The sequence below is a fragment of the Mycolicibacterium sp. ND9-15 genome, from assembly GCF_035918395.1.
In the GTDB taxonomy this organism is placed as follows: domain Bacteria; phylum Actinomycetota; class Actinomycetes; order Mycobacteriales; family Mycobacteriaceae; genus Mycobacterium.
This window is the reverse complement of the sequence record NZ_CP142362.1, coordinates 1,120,168-1,136,260: the sequence shown is the minus strand read 5'-3', so window position 1 is coordinate 1,136,260 and position 16,093 is coordinate 1,120,168. Positions and strand designations below refer to the sequence as shown.

Genomic DNA, 16,093 nt, shown 5'->3' with positions numbered 1-16,093 from the left:
GTCAGGGATTGACCATCGCGCCGCAATGGTTCTTGAGGTCGACCAGTGGCTGCCGGATTCCGGCCATCTCGGCGTTCTCCTGCGGATGGCCTGCCATGTACCCCTTCATCTGGTCGGCTACCTGCTCACGGGTCTTGCCCTGCATGGTGTGGAGGAAGCCGTTGAGGTCGGGGTGAATGAACAGATAAGCCGACGTCGACGCGTCCACGCCGGCCCGGACCCCCTCGAGATCTGCGGCGGTGCAGCCGGGGGCGTTCATACCCGAATCCGGCGTTGCCTGCGCTGATCCCGTGACACCGAACAGTGCGGCGCCGAACAGTGCGCCGGTGCCTGCGATGCTGGCCGTCCATTGCAGCGTGCGGAGACGCGACATCGGAAGATCTCCTCGGATTGGGACTGCGGTTATCTGTTATCTGCCAGTCTGTGCGTGCCGCTGGTCGGCTGCCCGCCGCCCAAGGGCCTTGCCAGTCAATCGGCAGCGAATCTGCAGGCTGTCCGCGCGCCGGCGCGCCGGTGCCGAAGGGGTCGGGTACACCGTGACGCCGCTGGGTATCCCACAGCGGAAGCCAATGTGTCGGAACCCAGGAGAAGTCATGGCGATGCGCCACACCGCCACACCTTCGGCAATGCGAATCTCCACCGCCCTCTACAACTTCCGCGAGAGCCTGTTCGCGCTGCCGGCTCTCGTGCTGGTCGGCGGCATCGTGTTGGCCGAGGTGACGGCCTATCTCGACGATGTGGTCGGCGTCGAGAACTCGCTTCCGTTGACATTGGAGATGAACAGCAATGCTGCGATCTGGCTGCTGAGCACCGTCGCGGGCGCGACGATCACGACCGCCGGGGTGGTGTTCTCCTTGACGGTGGTGAGCCTGCAACTGGCCAGCAGCCAGTTCTCGCCACGGGTGATGCGGTCGTTCATCAGGGACAGGTTCAGTCAGTTCGTCATCGGCCTACTGGTGGCCACGTTCGTGTTCTGCGTGCTGACACTGCGTCATATCAGCGGCGAACCCAACTCGAACGCGCCGCGGGTATCGATGACGGCGGCGGTCGTGCTGGCGGTCGCGACCGTGCTGCTGATCATCGCCTACCTGAACCGGCTGGCCTACGGGTTACAGGTCGGCGAGGTGGTGCGCACGATCGCTGCGGAGGCCGACGCGGTCATCGACGAGCAGGCCAGGGAGGCCCGCACGGAGACGCCGGCGCGCGACGAGCCGACCGCCGAACCGGACCGCCACCTGACGGTGCGCGCGCACACCAACGGATGGGTCACCCAGGCGGCCAGCCGCTACATCTTGGCCGCGGTACCGCCGTCGACGACCGTGCGGTTGGAGACCCGCACCGGGGCCTACATCCACCGCGGCGAGGTGCTGATGACCTTGTGGCCGGTGCCCTCCGACCCCGAACGCGTCGAACGAAAGCTGAGGTCGACGGTCGAGATCGCCGACATCCGGACGATGCAGCAGGACGTCGACTTCGGCATCCGTCAACTCGTGGACATCGCCCTGCGCGCGCTCAGCCCCGCCATCAACGACCCGACGACCGCGACCGACGTGGTGCTGCGCCTCGGCAGTCTGATGCGCGAACTGCTGATGGCGGACACCCCACCGCCGGCGGTGCGCGGCGCCGGCGACAAGGTGCTGCTGCGGCCCTGGGACCTGTCCCACGAGGAGTACATTGCGCACGCCTTCGAACAGATCCGCCAGAGTTCGGCGAGCCAGCCGCACGTGGTCACCGCGCTGGCGCGCGTTCTGCGGATGCTGATCGAGCATGCCCGGACGGTGGGCTGCGAGCAGTACGTGCCTGCGCTGCGGGAGCAGCTTCGGCTGCTGACGGACGAGATGGCCGCGCGCGACGACATTCACCCGGCCGATCTGGAACGGCTGCAGGCGATCTCGAACGACATCGATCCGGCAGAACACGAGCTCTGACCGCAGCTTCGAAACTGAGCTTCTACGCGACTTTCGTCCAGAATCTCGCGCATGTCTTCAGATTCGCCGAAACAGGCGCGGTGGCGCTCGAGACATCTGAGTCCTCGTGGCCCGCGCTACCCTCGTCGCGTGCTCATCGTGATCGAGGGGGTCGACGGCGCGGGTAAACGCACACTGACCAACGGGCTGCGAACCGCGTTCGAGGCCGCGGGCCGGACGACGACGAGCCTGGCGTTCCCGCGCTACGGCCAGTCCGTCGAGGCCGATATGGCCGCCGAGGCGCTGCACGGATCCCACGGCGACCTGGCGGATTCGGTCTACGCGATGGCGGTGCTGTTCGCGCTCGACCGCGCGCATGCCAGAGCCGAGATCGAGCGCCTGCAGAACACGTACGACGTCGTCATCCTCGACCGCTACGTCGGATCCAACGCCGCCTACAGCGCTGCGCGCCTGCATCAGGGCGTCGACGGCGAGGTCGTCGAATGGGTCCGCGCCCTCGAATACGAGCGGCTCGCGCTGCCGAAGCCGGACGCCCAGGTGCTGCTGGCGGTCCCGACCGAACTGGCGGCTCAGCGCGCCGAGCACCGCGCCAGCACCGAGGTGGACCGTGTCAAAGACGCCTACGAACGCGACGGCGGGCTGCAGCAGCGCACCTCAGATGTCTATGCCGCGCTGGCCGCCGCGCACTGGTGCGGACGCTGGACGGTCGCCGGGCCCGACGTCAATGCCGTGGCGCTCGCCGGGGAACTGACCGCCCGATAGGGCCCGGTTCGCCGGTCAACACGCGAAACGCGCCGTGTGGTAGCCGGGGTTTATCGCAATTCGGTGACACCATGGACTCCATGAGGCAAAGGATTCTGGTTGTCGACGATGACCCGTCGCTCGCGGAGATGCTCACCATCGTGCTGCGGGGGGAAGGTTTCGACACCGCGGTCATCGGTGATGGCACCCAAGCGCTCACCGCGGTCCGCGAGCTGCGGCCCGACCTGGTGCTGCTCGACCTGATGCTGCCCGGCATGAACGGCATCGACGTCTGTCGGGTACTGCGCGCGGACTCCGGCGTGCCGATCGTCATGCTGACCGCCAAGACCGACACCGTCGACGTGGTGTTGGGCCTGGAGTCCGGCGCCGACGACTACGTGATGAAGCCGTTCAAGCCCAAAGAACTCGTGGCGCGAGTTCGGGCCAGGCTGCGGCGCAACGAGGACGAGCCGGCCGAGATGCTGTCGATCGGCGACGTCGACATCGACGTGCCTGCGCACAAGGTCACCCGGCAGGGCGAACAGATCTCCCTGACGCCGCTCGAATTCGACCTGTTGGTGGCGTTGGCGCGTAAACCACGCCAGGTGTTTACTCGAGATGTGCTGCTCGAACAGGTGTGGGGGTACCGGCACCCCGCCGACACCCGTTTGGTGAACGTGCATGTCCAACGTTTGCGGGCCAAGGTCGAGAAGGACCCGGAGAACCCGCAGGTGGTGCTGACTGTTCGAGGAGTGGGATACAAGGCCGGACCGCCGTGAGCCGGCACGGCTGCGCCGTGATCCTGACATCGACCGCCCGGCGGTCGCCGTGATCCGGCGGTGGCCTTGATCTTCAGTTCGAGGCGGCGCATCCACCGGCGATCGGCACCACTGGTGCGCGGGCTGGGCGCGTTGGGACGAGCGGTGAGCCTCGCCTGGAGACGCTCGCTGCAGTTGCGCGTCGTCTCGTTGACGCTGGGCTTGTCGCTTGCCGTCATCCTGGTGCTCGGTTTCGTGCTGACCAGCCAGATCACCGACCGCATCCTCGAGGTCAAGTTGCGCGCGGCCACGGAGGAGATCGACCGGGCGCGCACCACGGTCAGCGGCATCGTCGGCGGTGAGGAGACCCGCTCGCTCGACAGCAGCCTGCAGTTGGCGCGCAACACGTTGATCGACCGTGCCGCCGACGCCGAAGCGGGCCTGGCGGGCACTTTCGATGCGGTTCTCCTGGTGCCGGGAGACGGGCCGCGCGCAGCGACCGCGGCCGGTCCGGTCCAGCAGGTGCCCGACGCGCTGCGGGAGTTCGTCAAGGCCGGTCAAGTCAGCTACCAGTACGCAGGAGTGCACACCGACGGCTTCTCCGGGCCCGCGCTGATCGTCGGGAGCCCGACGTCCTCGCCGGTGACGAATCTCGAGCTGTACCTGATCTTCCCGCTGAACAACGAGGAGTCCACAGTTGCGCTGGTCCGCGGCACGATGGCCACCGGCGGCGTGGTGCTGCTCGGTCTGCTCGCCGCGATCGCCCTGCTGGTGGCGCGCCAGATCGTGCTGCCGGTGCGCTCGGCGTCGCGGATCGCCGAGCGGTTCGCCGAAGGACACCTCACCGAGCGGATGCCGGTGCGCGGCGAGGACGACATGGCCCGCCTCGCCGTGTCGTTCAACGACATGGCCGAGAGCCTGCACCGCCAGATCACCCAGCTCGAGGAGTTCGGCAACCTGCAGCGCCGGTTCACCTCCGACGTCAGCCACGAACTGCGCACCCCGCTGACGACGGTGCGCATGGCCGCCGACCTGATATACGACCACATCCACGATTCGGCTGACGATCTCGATCCGGCGCTGCGCCGGTCTACCGAACTGATGGTCAGCGAACTCGACCGGTTCGAGACGCTGCTCAACGACCTGCTCGAAATCTCGCGCCACGACGCCGGCGTCGCGGAGCTGTCCGTCGAGTCGCTGGATCTGCGCTCGACTGTGCGCAGCGCGCTCGACAATGTCGGGCATCTCGCGCAGGACGCCGACGTCAAGCTCATCGTCGACATGCCCACCAAGGAGGTCATTGCCGAGGTCGATCCGCGGCGGGTCGAGCGCATCCTGCGAAACCTCATCGCCAACGCCATCGACCACGCCGAGCGCAAGCCGGTACGCATCCGGATGGCAGCCGACGATGACACCGTCGCTGTCACCGTCCGTGATCACGGCGTCGGTTTGCGGCCGGGCGAGGAGAAGCTGGTGTTCAGCCGGTTCTGGCGTTCGGACCCGTCACGGGTACGGCGTTCCGGCGGCACCGGCCTCGGGCTGGCGATCAGCATCGAAGACGCCCGATTGCACCAGGGCAGGCTGGAAGCGTGGGGCGAACCCGGCAAGGGCGCCTGTTTCCGTCTCACGCTGCCGCTGGTTCGAGGGCACAAGGTGACGACTAGCCCGCTGCCGATGAAACCCGTTGAGCCCGAGGTACCGCCGCGACGCAACTGCGATCGTGAACCGGCGCAGGAGTCCGTGTGAGCCGCGTGCCGGCGGCCGGCTGGTTGTTGGCGCTGGTGCTCGTACTCGCGGGCTGCGCGGGGGTGCCGAGCTCGTCCTCGCCGCAAGCCATCGGCACCGTCGACCGTCCCGCTCCGCCCAGCCTGCCCAAGCCGACGCCGGGGATGGACCCCGACGTCCTGCTGCGCGAATTCCTCAAGGCGACAGCAGATCCGGCGAATAGGCATCTGGCCGCACGTCAGTTCCTCACCGAATCAGCTTCGCAGTCTTGGGATGACGCGGGCAGCGCGCTTCTGATCGACAACGTGGTCTTCGTCGAAACCCGTGGCCCGGAACGAGTTTCGGTGCACATGCGCGCCGACATCCTGGGCTCGCTGTCGGACATGGGCGTGTTCGAGACGGGGGAAGGTGCACTGCCGGACCCCGGACCGATCGAACTGGTCAAGACCTCCGAGGGCTGGCGCATCGACAAATTGCCCAACGGCGTCTTCCTCGACTGGCAACAGTTCCAGGCCACCTACAAGCGCAACACCCTGTACTTCGTCGACCCGACCGGTTCCACGGTCGTGCCGGACCCGCGTTATGTCGCGGTGTCCGATCCCGATCAGTTGGCCACCGAACTGGTGAGCAAGCTCATCGCCGGGCCACGACCGGAGATGGCCAAGACGGTCCGCAACCTGCTCGAGTCGCCGCTGAAACTGCGGGGCCCGGTAACCCGTGCCGACGGCGGCAAGATGGGTGTCGGTCGGGGCTATGGCGGGGCGAGGATCGATCTGGACAACTTGTCGACCACCGACCCGCACAGCAGGCAATTGCTTGCCGCACAGCTTATTTGGACGCTGTCGCGGGCGGGTGTCAACGGGCCGTATGTGATCAACGCCGACGGCGCGGCCCTCGACGACCGCTTCGCCGACGGGTGGGAGACCTCCGACGTGGCGGCCACCGACCCCGGCGCGGCCTCCGGTGTCGCCGCGGGCCTGCACGCGCTGTTGGGCGGCTCGCTCGTCGCACTCGACGGTCAGCGGGCGCCGCGGGTTCCGGGCCCGTTCGGGCAGATGCCGAACCAGACCGCCGCAGCGGTGTCGCGCTCCGGGCAGGAGGTCGCGTCGATCGTCACCCTGCGGCAGGGCGCACCCGACACGGCGTCGTCGATGTGGGTGGGGGCACTCGGCGGGGACGCCTCACAGGTTTTGGACGCGCGCAGCCTGTCGCGCCCGAGCTGGTCGCTCGACAACGCGGTGTGGGTGGTGATCGACGGCAACAACGTGGTGCGCGTCATTCAGGACGCCTCGGGTCAGCCGGCGCGGATACCGGTCGACTCCACCCCCGTGTCGAGCAAGTTCCCCGGGGTGATCACCGAGTTGCAGTTGTCCCGGGACGGCACCCGCGCGGCGATGGTGGTCGACGGGCAGGTGATCCTGGCCGGTGTCGAGCAGACGGAGGGCGGGGGGTACGCGCTGACCTATCCGCGACGGCTGGGCTTCGGTCTGCGCAACACGGTGGTGTCACTGTCGTGGCGCACGGGCGACGACATCGTGGTCAGCCGGACCGATCCGCAGCACCCGGTCTCCTATGTCAACCTCGACGGCGTCAACTCCGACGGGCCGAGCCGCAACCTGCTGATGCCGGTCACCACCGTGGCGGCCAACCCGTCCACCGTGTACGTGGCCGACGCGCGCGGGATCGTCCAACTGTCCGGATCGGTCGCCGAGGACGACCCGGCGTGGGCGGAGGTGCGCCCGCTGATGGTGCCCGGCGCCGAACCCGTGCTGCCCGGCTGACGACTTGTGTGCGAGTACGCCGATTCTTCGAGCTCAATCCCACGTTCGGCCGCTAGAAGACTCGCAGCGGCAGCCGGCTGAAGCCCCGGCGGGATAGCGGGCCTTGGTCGGCTGGTCTCACCACGTCGGCGTGTTTGAATGCCGCCCAGGTGCTCGTGGTCGTGTAGGCGACCGGGCAGGTCCGACGCAGGCGGTCGTACGCCGCAATCTGGTCGGCCAGCACCGCGGCAGCGCCCGGATCCCAGTCGGGTTGCTGCGCGTCCGTCATCGGTGTCCGGTCCCTTGGAAGGTCGGCTCGACGGGTCTTGGGGGACTGTGCCCCGAAACACTCACATCGTCGCCGATGGCGGCTCGGTCCGTGTTGTCACCGGGTACGGCCACACTGCGGACATGCTGGACCTCGTGCTACCGCTTCAGTGCGGGGGATGCGGCGCCCCGTCCACGCGGTGGTGTGACGCGTGTGCGTCGACGCTGACGGTCAGGGCCGACGACCCGCACCTCGTCTCCCCGCGGCTGGACCCAGGCGTGCCAGTGTTTTCCCTCGGCCGCTACGCGGGGCCGCGGCGCTCGGCGGTAATCGCGCTCAAAGAGCACGGTCGCGCCGACCTGCTCCGGCCGCTTGCCGCGGCGCTACGAGTGGGCCTGATCCATTTGCTCACCTGGGGTCTGATCGACATTCCGCTGACGGTGGTGCCCGCACCGACCCGCCGATGGTCGGCCCGGCGCCGCGGCGGCGACCCGGTGACCCGGATGGCGCGCTCGGCGACGGCCGACCTGCCGGAAGTGGCCGTCGTGCCCGCGTTGCGGACCCGCGCGTTCGTCGCGGACTCGGTGGGGTTGTCCACGGCCGACCGCCAGCGCAACATCGCGGGCCGGGTCAAGGCGATGCGATCGGTCGCGGGCGAGGTGCTCGTCGTCGACGACATCGTCACCACCGGCGCGACGGCCGCCGAATCAGTTCGTGTCCTGCGTACCGGTGGGGCGCGCGTGGCGGCCGTGCTGGTTGTGGCCAACGCGTGACCACGGCCGCGAACGCTGCCGTATCAGACCGATGTGAAGAACTGAAAACAGGTCGGCGGATTCGCTGGCACTACCGGGTGAACGCGGCTACCGTCGGCTGCAACACCCGTGAATGACTCACGGCCGGCGCTCAGATCCGAAGCGCCAGCATCGCCGACGCGGTAGGAGGTGAGTAGACGACACCTTGCACCGGCGAGCGGCGAGACATGCAAGCGCCGTCGGTGCGGTTTCCATGACAACCCGGGCACGCTGACGCGTGCGGACGCCGAAGAAACGAGTTGCCAAGCATGTCAAGCCAATCCGCGGACCCCCGAACGACGGTGATCGAGGACGAGACGTCCGAACCCCAAACGCGGGCCGAGGTTGCGGTCACCGGCCGCAACGTCGAGATCCCCGACCACTTCCGCACCTACGTCGCAGAGAAACTGTCACGCCTGGAACGATTCGACCGCACCATCCACCTGTTCGACGTCGAACTCGACCACGAGCGCAACCGACGTCAGCGCAAGAACTGTCAGCATGTGGAGATCACCGCCCGCGGCCGCGGCCCGGTCGTACGTGCCGAGGCGTGCGCGGACAGCTTCTATGCCGCGATGGAGTCGGCTGTCGACAAGCTCTCCGAGCGGTTGCGCCGCGCGCGTGACCGGCGAAAGATCCACTACGGCGACAAGACCCCGGTGTCGGTCGCCAGGGCCACCGCCGTCACCCCGCCGCCCGATCCGTCGGACGCGACACCGTCCGAGCACGACGGCGCCGTCCTCGACGATCACGAACCCGGGCGGATCGTGCGAGTCAAGGAGCACCCGGCCACGCCCATGACTGTCGACGACGCGCTGTCGCAGATGGAATTGGTCGGCCACGACTTCTTCCTCTTCCACGACAAGGAGTCCGACCGGCCGTGCGTGGTCTACCGCAGGCACGCCTACGACTATGGCTTGATTCGGCTCGCTTGAGCCGGGTGGCCTGATTCGGCTCGCTTGAGCCGGGTGGCTTGATTCGGCTCGCTTGAGCCGGGTGGCCTGATTCGGCCTGGTACGACGTAGCTCGGCCCGGGTCCGGCCGCATGTCACTTACCATGGGTTGAGCTCAAGACTTCCAACCCATAGGGGAACTAGCGTGCTGCAAAAGTTGCTGCGTCTCGGCGAAGGCCGCATGGTCAAGCGCCTCAAGGGGGTGGCCGACTACGTCGACTCCCTGGCAGGCGATATCGAAAAGCTGACCGACGCCGAACTGCGGGCCAAGACCGACGTGTTCCGCAAGCGTGTCGACGACGGGGAAAGCCTCGACGACCTGCTGCCCGAGGCGTTCGCGGTCGCGCGCGAGGCGGCCTGGCGCGTGCTGGATCAAAAGCCGTTCAAGGTGCAGCTGATGGGCGGCGCGGCGCTGCACTTCGGAAACGTCGCGGAGATGAAGACCGGTGAAGGCAAGACCCTCACCGGTGTGCTGCCCGCCTACCTCAATGCGCTGTCCGGCAAGGGCGTGCACATCGTCACGGTGAACGACTACCTGGCCAGGCGCGACGCCGAGTGGATGGGACGTGTGCACCGGTTCCTCGGTCTGGACGTCGGCGTCATCCTCGCGCAGATGACCCCCGACCAGCGCCGGGTCGCCTACGGCGCCGACATCACCTACGGCACCAACAACGAGTTCGGCTTCGACTATCTGCGCGACAACATGGCGCACTCCCTGGACGACCTGGTCCAGCGGGGGCACAACTTCGCGATCGTCGACGAGGTCGACTCCATCCTCATCGACGAGGCCCGCACGCCGCTGATCATCTCCGGCCCGGCCGACGGCGCCTCGCAGTGGTACACCGAGTTCGCGCGGATCGCGCCGTTGATGGAAAAGGACGTGCACTACGAGGTCGATATCCGCAAGCGGACCATCGGCGTGCACGAACTCGGGGTCGAGTTCGTCGAAGACCAGCTGGGCATCGACAACCTCTATGAGGCGGCCAACTCGCCGCTGGTCAGCTACCTCAACAACGCGATCAAGGCCAAGGAGCTGTTCCAGCGCGACAAGGACTACATCGTGCGCGACGGCGAGGTGCTCATCGTCGACGAGTTCACCGGCCGCGTACTGGTCGGGCGTCGCTACAACGAGGGCATGCACCAGGCCATCGAGGCCAAGGAACGCGTCGAGATCAAGGCCGAGAACCAGACGCTGGCCACGATCACGCTGCAGAACTACTTCCGGCTCTACGACAAGCTCGCGGGCATGACCGGCACCGCCCAGACCGAGGCGGCCGAGTTGCACGAGATCTACAAGCTCGGCGTGGTGCCCATCCCCACCAACAAGCCGATGATCCGTGCCGACCAGTCCGACCTGATCTACAAGACCGAAGAGGCGAAGTACATCGCGGTCGTCGACGACGTGTCCGAGTGCTACGAGAAGGGTCAGCCGGTGCTGATCGGCACCACCAGCGTGGAGCGCTCCGAGTACTTGTCGCGGCAGTTCACCAAGCGCCGCATCCCGCACAACGTGCTCAACGCGAAGTACCACGAGCAGGAGGCCAACATCATCGCCGAGGCCGGGCGGTTGCGCGCGATCACCGTCGCGACGAACATGGCGGGCCGCGGCACCGACATCGTGCTCGGCGGCAACCCCGACTTCCTCACCGACAAGCGGCTGCGGGAACGCGGTCTGGACCCTGTCGAAACGCCCGAGGAATACGAGAGTTTCTGGCACGAGACGCTGTCCCAGGTCAAGGCAGAATGCGCGCGAGAGGCCGAGGACGTCATCGCCGCAGGCGGCCTCTACGTGCTGGGCACGGAGCGGCACGAGTCCCGCCGCATCGACAACCAGTTGCGCGGGCGCTCCGGCCGTCAGGGCGACCCGGGTGAGTCCCGGTTCTACCTTTCACTGGGCGACGAGCTGATGCGACGCTTCAACGGCGCCACGCTGGAGGCACTGCTGACCCGGCTGAATCTGCCCGACGACGTGCCGATCGAGGCGAAGATGGTCACTCGCGCGATCAAGAGTGCCCAAACCCAGGTCGAGCAGCAGAACTTCGAGGTCCGCAAGAACGTCCTGAAGTACGACGAGGTGATGAACAAGCAGCGCGTGGTCATCTATGACGAGCGGCGGCGCATCCTCGAGGGCGAGAACCTCGCCGAGCAGGCCCGCAAGATGCTCGTCGACGTGATCACGGCCTATGTCGACGGGGCGACCGCCGAGGGCTACGCCGAGGACTGGGACCTCGACCAGCTTTGGACCGCGCTCAAACAGCTCTATCCCGTCGGTATCGACCACCACGACCTGATCGACTCCGAAGCCATCGGCGAGCCCGGCGAACTGACGCGCGACGAACTGCTCGAGGCGTTGATCGCCGACGCCGAGCGCGCCTACGCCGAGCGCGAGAAGCAGATCGAGCAGATCGCCGGTGAGGGTGCGATGCGTCAGCTGGAGCGCAACGTGTTGCTCAACGTGCTGGACCGCAAGTGGCGCGAGCATCTCTACGAGATGGACTACCTGAAGGAGGGCATCGGCCTGCGCGCGATGGCACAGCGCGATCCGCTCGTCGAGTACCAACGCGAGGGCTACGACATGTTCATCGGGATGCTCGAGGGCCTCAAAGAGGAGTCGGTCGGGTTCCTGTTCAACGTCGCGGTCGAAGCGGCGCCGCAGCCGACCGTCGCCCCGGTCGCTCCGCCGTCCGGGTTGACCGAGTTTGCCGAGGCCGCCGCGGCGCAAGCGCAGGGAGGCGTGGCGACGAAGGAGCGTCCGGCTCCGGCTGGATCGCCGGCTGGACCGGCGGCCTTGCGCGCCAAGGGAATCGACGACGACTCGCGGCCGCTGACCTACACCGGGCCGTCGGAGGACGGCTCGGCGCAGGTGCAGCGATCGGGCAACGGCGGGGGAGCACCGCGGCCGGCGGCCGGCGGCGGCACCCGCAAGCAGCGGCGCGAGGCCGCGCGCCAGCAGGCCCGCCAACAGAAGGCGATGCGCAGGCGTTAGGGCTCGACGAGCGCGGCGATGCGTTCGAGGGTGGCCCGCATCCCGTCCTCGATCTGTCTGGGCATCGCGCCCGCCGTGAGGATGAGGCGTTGCCGGTCCTCGGAGACGTCCCACGTTTCGCGCACCAGCGTTACGGGCGCGTTGATGACGCGCTGCACGCTCACGGTGTTTCCTTCCATGATGAGCACGCCAGCGCTCAACCGATCTGCAGCGCGACGATGCGCCAGCGTTCGCCCTCGAGCGCGATCCGCGCCGCGATCGCCCGGATGCGCCGTCCGCGGCTGTAGGCGCCGAACACTTCGGCGGCCGGACCGTCGTCGTCGACCATCCGTAACCGGACGCGGCGCAGGGTGGCGGCTGCGGAATGCTGGTGACCGGTCATCTCGAGGACGGTGTCGGTCAGCGCCGGGGCCAGCAGCGGGCGCAACTGCGCAATGGGGCGGCGCCGGTCGATCACCTCGAGGACGCGACGCAACGCCGCGTCGGCGAAAGCGACGGCTGCCGGCGACGGTGCCGGTTCCCCGACGGGCGCAACCGCCACCGGCCGGGGAAGGTGTCCGGACCGCACGCCGGCGCCCTGCCCGCCGGAAGGCCGGCGGTGCAGGGTTTTCGGGGTCGGCGGCGGACACGCGCCGACGCCGACGGGTGGCGGTTCGCAGTCGATGACGGGCGCCACCAACGCGGTTGGGGCTGTTTCGGCAGGGCTGCGGGATGGTGTCACAACAGGCTCTCCAGCTACTCGACGAGACGGGACGCGTCTGCTGGAGAGGGACAGACCCCACCATGATCCCACGGTTTGCGCGGGCTCAGGTGCACCGAGTTTCACCCCACCCGCCACCCCGGACGCACCCGCGCTGCGCATCCACAGCGTTGGGCTATAGCGTGGCGGAGTCTCGGCACACGCGGTGGGACCGCGGAAGGTACAGGGGAGGGTAGGCGTCGCGATGGTCACCCGGTTGTCGGCGGCGGACGCGTCGTTCTATCACCTGGAGAACACGTCGACCCCAATGTATGTGGGGTCGCTGTCGATTCTGCGCAAACCGCGCAGCGGGCTGAGCTATGAAACCCTGCTGGCCACGGTCGAACAACGGCTGCCTCAGATACCGCGCTACCGCCAGAAGGTCCGCGAGGTGCCGTTGGGCCTGGCGCGTCCGGTGTGGGTGGACGATCGCGACTTCGACATCACCTACCACGTCCGCCGGTCGGCGTTGCCGTCTCCGGGCAGCGACGCCCAACTGCACGAGCTCATCGCCCGGCTGGGATCGCGGCCGCTGGACAAATCGCGGCCGCTCTGGGAGATGTACCTGATCGAGGGCCTTGCCAAGAACCGCATCGCGATCTACACCAAGACGCACCAGGCGTTGGTGAACGGAATGACGGCCTTGGAGATCGGCCACGTCATCGCCGACCGCACCCAGAAGCCGCCGGAGTTCGGCGAGGACATTTGGATTCCGGTGCGCGAGCCCAGCGATCGGCAGTTGCTGCTCGGCGCCGTCGGCGAGTGGATCATGCGCCCGGCAGAGCAGCTCGGTGCGGTCCGCTCCGCCGTCATCGACATCGCCACGAACGCGGGCCAGTTGGTCGACATGGGACGCCGGTTCCTCGAAGTGGCCCGCACGGTCGCCCGCGGCACCGCACCGAGCAGTCCGCTGAACACCACCGTCTCGCGTAATAGGCGGTTCACCGTCGCCAGGGGGCGACTCGAGGACTTCCGCATGGTGCGGGCCCGCTACGACTGCGACGTCAACGACGTCGTGCTGGCGGTGGTGGCCGGTGCCTTACGCAACTGGCTGATGTCGCGCGGTGAGCCGGTGACGGCGACGACGAGGGTGCGGGCGATGGCGCCGATGTCGGTGTATCCGGACGCCGAACTCGACGCCGCCGGCCCCGGCCAGGCCATCAGCGAGGTGACCCCGTTTCTGGTCGACCTTCCCGTCGGCGAGCGCAATCCCGTCGTGCGGCTGTCGCAAATCGCGCACGCCACCGAATCGGCGTCCACCGCCGCCAGCCTGGTCGACGCCAGGACCATCGTGACCCTGTCCGGGTTCGGGCCGCCGACCCTGCACGCCATGGGCATCCGGGTGGCGACGACGTTCTCCGCCCGCCAGTTCAACCTGTTGATCACCAATGTGCCCGGCGCGCAGCATCAGATGTACATCGCCGGCGCCAAGCTGCTGGAGACCTATGCGGTGCCGCCGTTGCTGAGCAACCAGGTTCTGGCGCTCGGCGTGACGTCCTACAACGGCATGGTCTATTTCGGGGTGAACGCCGACCGCGATGCGATGAGCGACGTCGACGTTTTGCCCAGCTTGCTGCGCGAATCACTGGAAGAACTGTTGGAGGCCGCGCAGTGATTCGATCTGTGCGTTTGCTGGATTGACTGGCTCACGGCCAGCGGGGTCGAATTGGCTCGCCATGGCCACAAGCGCAGAGAACGAGACGACGGCAAAGGCCAAGGCCGCGACGCGGCGGGCGCTGAAATCGCCCACCGATGACGTCGTGCCCCACCCGGTGCTCGATCAGCCGCCGCGGGATGCTTTCCTCACTCGCTCGCGCGGCGTGGACTGGATTGTCTTCGGGGTTACCGCGGCCGTCGCGATCGGGTTTCTGACCTGGGGCTTCGTCAGCACTCGATCGCTGGCCTCGGCGTCGGGCAGTGCGCTGACCTGGGTGATGGACAACACCGGGTGGCTGTTCGTGCTGACAGGCTCCGGCTTCGTGGTCTTCATTCTGTGGCTGGCCATCGGCCGGTTCGGCGCGATTCCGCTGGGGCGAGACGACGAGGAACCCGAATTTCACGGGGTGTCGTGGGTAGCGATGATGTTCAGCGCCGGCATGGGTATCGGGTTGATGTTCTTCGGGGTGGCCGAACCGCTGTCCCACTTCGCGACGCCGCCACCCGGCACCGGCGAGGAGGGCAACCCGGAGGCCGTCCAGACCGCGATGGCCACCACGCTGTTCCACTGGACGCTGCACCCGTGGGCGATCTACGCGGTCGTGGGCCTGGCAATCGCCTACGGCGTTTACCGCAAGGGTCGGCTGCAGTTGATCAGCGCGGCCTTCGAACCGCTGCTGGGGTCGCGCGCGAACGGGCCGTGGGGCAAGGTCATCGACATGTTGGCGATCTTCGCCACGCTGTTCGGCTCGGCCGCGTCGCTCGGCTTGGGTGCGTTGCAGATCCGCAGCGGTCTGCAGATCGTCGGTGGTATCGGGGGAACCGGCAACACGATCCTGGTGGTCATCATCACCGTGCTGACGGTGGCGTTCGTGCTCTCGGCGGTCTCGGGCGTCGCGCGCGGCATCCAGTGGCTGTCCAACATCAACATGGTGCTGGCGGTCCTGCTCGCCGCGTTCGTATTCGTCGTCGGGCCAACGGTTTTCATCCTGAACCTGTTACCGACATCTCTGGGTAGCTACCTGGCAGACCTCGCGATGATGTCGGCGCGCACCGGCGCCGAGGGTTCCGATGTCAATGTGTGGCTGCGGTCGTGGACGATCTTCTACTGGGCCTGGTGGGTGTCGTGGACGCCGTTCGTCGGGATGTTCATCGCGCGAATCTCGCGGGGGCGCACCATCCGTCAGTTCGTCACCGGTGTGCTGTTGGTGCCGAGCCTGGTGTCGCTGGTGTGGTTTTCGGTGTTCGGAGGTTCGGCGATCCGAGTACAACAGGGCGGGGTGGACCTCGCGGGCGAGAGCAGCATCGAGGCCCAGCTGTTCGGGCTGCTCGACCGGTACCCGATCGCCACCGTCGCCAGCGTGTTGGTGATGCTGCTGGTGGCGATCTTCTTCGTCTCCGGCGCGGACGCCGCGTCGGTGGTGATGGGCTCGCTGTCCGAACGCGGCACCATCAGGCCCGGCAGGGGGACGGTGATTTTCTGGGGCGTTGCGACGGGCGCCGTCGCGGCGGTGATGCTGCTGGTCGGCGGGGAGGACGCCCTGACCGGGCTGCAGACCATCACGATCATCGCCGCGCTGCCGTTTGTGGTCGTGATGGTCGGCATGGCAGTGGCGTTGGTGCGCGATCTGCGTCGCGACCCGTTGATGGTCCGCCGACAGTACGCGGCGGAAGCCGTCGACAGCGCGGTCATCCAAGGCGTCACCGCACACGGCGACGACTTCATCATCTCGGTGGAGAAGGACCCGGCGAGCGAGAAGACCCAGGACTTCTCGGACGGTTAATCTC

14 protein-coding genes are annotated in these 16,093 nt (G+C 67.6%); 10 read left to right on the top strand and 4 right to left on the bottom strand.

All coding sequences use genetic code 11. The annotated features are described in order from the left end of the window. Position 1: 1 nt before the first annotated feature. Entirely contained in the window at positions 2-373 is a 372-nt protein-coding gene (locus tag QGN32_RS05560; RefSeq protein ID WP_326547642.1) for a heme-binding protein, read from the bottom strand. Between the two features lie 220 nt (positions 374-593). Between QGN32_RS05560 and QGN32_RS05555 the strand changes: the two genes are divergently transcribed. The 5 genes from QGN32_RS05555 to lpqB all read left to right on the top strand — a co-directional run bounded on the left by QGN32_RS05555 (position 594) and on the right by lpqB (position 6,933). After that, the gene (locus tag QGN32_RS05555; RefSeq protein WP_326547641.1) at positions 594-1,928 is read left to right on the top strand and encodes a DUF2254 domain-containing protein; all 1,335 of its coding nucleotides are present in this window, start codon (positions 594-596) and stop codon (positions 1,926-1,928) included. Between the two features lie 129 nt (positions 1,929-2,057). Then, on the top strand, positions 2,058-2,690 hold the full coding sequence (locus QGN32_RS05550) for a dTMP kinase (protein WP_326547640.1): 633 nt from the start codon (positions 2,058-2,060) through the stop codon (positions 2,688-2,690). Between the two features lie 71 nt (positions 2,691-2,761). After that, positions 2,762-3,448, top strand: coding sequence for a two-component system response regulator MtrA (gene mtrA, locus QGN32_RS05545; RefSeq protein WP_059099010.1), 687 nt, complete (start codon positions 2,762-2,764; stop codon positions 3,446-3,448). Between the two features lie 66 nt (positions 3,449-3,514). After that, on the top strand, positions 3,515-5,173 hold the full coding sequence (gene mtrB / locus QGN32_RS05540; protein WP_326548944.1) for an MtrAB system histidine kinase MtrB: 1,659 nt from the start codon (positions 3,515-3,517) through the stop codon (positions 5,171-5,173). Next, positions 5,170-6,933 carry an MtrAB system accessory lipoprotein LpqB gene (gene lpqB, locus QGN32_RS05535; RefSeq protein ID WP_326547639.1) on the top strand — a complete coding sequence of 588 codons (1,764 nt, stop codon included), beginning with the start codon at positions 5,170-5,172 and terminating at the stop codon, positions 6,931-6,933. Before mtrB ends, lpqB begins: the two co-directional genes overlap by 4 nt. 52 nt (positions 6,934-6,985) lie before the next feature. Here the strand turns inward: lpqB and QGN32_RS05530 are convergent, their stop codons facing one another. Next, positions 6,986-7,201 (bottom strand): hypothetical protein, encoded by a 216-nt coding sequence (locus QGN32_RS05530; protein ID WP_326547638.1) that lies wholly within the window; start codon positions 7,199-7,201, stop codon positions 6,986-6,988. Between the two features lie 122 nt (positions 7,202-7,323). On the opposite strand from QGN32_RS05530, the gene QGN32_RS05525 reads away from it, so the two are divergent. The 3 genes from QGN32_RS05525 to secA all read left to right on the top strand — a co-directional run bounded on the left by QGN32_RS05525 (position 7,324) and on the right by secA (position 11,910). Beyond that, positions 7,324-7,953, top strand: coding sequence for a ComF family protein (locus QGN32_RS05525; protein WP_326547637.1), 630 nt, complete (start codon positions 7,324-7,326; stop codon positions 7,951-7,953). A gap of 287 nt (positions 7,954-8,240) precedes the next feature. Further along, a complete protein-coding gene (gene hpf, locus QGN32_RS05520; RefSeq protein WP_326547636.1) occupies positions 8,241-8,906 on the top strand; it encodes a ribosome hibernation-promoting factor, HPF/YfiA family in 666 nt (221 codons plus the stop codon). Positions 8,907-9,069: 163 nt separating this feature from the next. Further along, entirely contained in the window at positions 9,070-11,910 is a 2,841-nt protein-coding gene (secA, locus tag QGN32_RS05515; protein ID WP_326547635.1) for a preprotein translocase subunit SecA, read from the top strand. On the opposite strand, the gene QGN32_RS05510 is transcribed toward secA, so the two are convergent. Both QGN32_RS05510 and QGN32_RS05505 read right to left on the bottom strand, forming a co-directional pair. Next, the gene (locus QGN32_RS05510; protein WP_326547634.1) at positions 11,907-12,074 is read right to left on the bottom strand and encodes a hypothetical protein; all 168 of its coding nucleotides are present in this window, start codon (positions 12,072-12,074) and stop codon (positions 11,907-11,909) included. The two genes, secA and QGN32_RS05510, sit on opposite strands and share 4 nt — an antisense overlap. A gap of 32 nt (positions 12,075-12,106) precedes the next feature. Continuing rightward, positions 12,107-12,631, bottom strand: a complete 525-nt coding sequence (locus QGN32_RS05505) for an Rv3235 family protein (protein ID WP_326547633.1) — start codon at positions 12,629-12,631, stop codon at positions 12,107-12,109. 223 nt (positions 12,632-12,854) lie between these two features. Here QGN32_RS05505 and QGN32_RS05500 point away from each other — a divergent pair, with 223 nt between their 5' ends. Together QGN32_RS05500 and QGN32_RS05495 are read left to right on the top strand one after the other, a co-directional pair. Then, positions 12,855-14,264, top strand: coding sequence for a WS/DGAT/MGAT family O-acyltransferase (locus QGN32_RS05500; RefSeq protein WP_326547632.1), 1,410 nt, complete (start codon positions 12,855-12,857; stop codon positions 14,262-14,264). A 61-nt stretch (positions 14,265-14,325) separates the two neighbouring features. Continuing rightward, positions 14,326-16,089 carry a BCCT family transporter gene (locus tag QGN32_RS05495; protein ID WP_326547631.1) on the top strand — a complete coding sequence of 588 codons (1,764 nt, stop codon included), beginning with the start codon at positions 14,326-14,328 and terminating at the stop codon, positions 16,087-16,089. Positions 16,090-16,093: the final 4 nt, after the last annotated feature.